This window comes from Vibrio sp. 1641, assembly GCF_033339995.1.
Taxonomy (GTDB): domain Bacteria; phylum Pseudomonadota; class Gammaproteobacteria; order Enterobacterales; family Vibrionaceae; genus Vibrio; species Vibrio alginolyticus.
In genome coordinates this window covers 1-620 of record NZ_JAWOVP010000285.1, presented here as the reverse complement: position 1 = coordinate 620, position 620 = coordinate 1, and the positions used below count along the sequence as shown (strand labels likewise).

Sequence of the window (620 nt, the reverse complement as noted above, 5' to 3'; positions counted from 1 at the left end):
GTTGAACGGGTCAATCGCATCCAATTGACGACTGATAGGACGAGAAGATTGCAGAGAAACGCCATCAATCATGACCAGCATGGCTCTGCCACGCAGATTTTGGCCGTAGTTTGTCCGGCCGCCAGTACCAACATCTAAAGAAGGGATCGTGGTAGAAAGAATATCACCCAGAGTTTTACCTGCTCGGTATTGTTGAGCAATTTCTTCTTGCCCTACAAACCAAACCGTACCGGGAATATCAGAGATGGATTTTGGCATGACGCTGCCAACCACGACTAATTGTTCATCTGCAGCGTTTTGAGACGCTAGTTGCTGAGCTTGTTCCGCAGCCAATGCGTGCGCTGCATATCCACTGCTCATCGCTAATACGATGAGGTTTAAAGAGAACTTCCTATTTGTCATTGTATTTATCTTTTTGTTGTAGCGAAAGAATCGACAATGATACTTATTATCAATAACAAATCGAGCACTGTTACATAGGTTAATAAGTTGTTAACCATTGCTCTTTTGCATGATTAACTGACGGTTTTTTGCTGCTCTAGGGCAGTCCTCGCAGAGCTTTCTTCCTTCACACTTGTACACCAAGCAGCAGCTTTTTCTGACCAATTTGAGCGGTTGCT

At 44.4% G+C, this 620-nt stretch carries 2 protein-coding genes; both read right to left on the bottom strand.

The features are described 5' to 3' along the window. On the bottom strand, nucleotides 1-402 hold a 402-nt coding region (locus R7Z47_RS25555), incomplete at its 3' end, for a Plug domain-containing protein (protein ID WP_318130856.1). A 90-nt stretch (nucleotides 403-492) separates the two neighbouring features. Beyond that, a partial coding sequence (locus tag R7Z47_RS25550) for a (2Fe-2S)-binding protein (protein WP_318130857.1) occupies nucleotides 493-620 on the bottom strand: 128 nt, incomplete at its 5' end.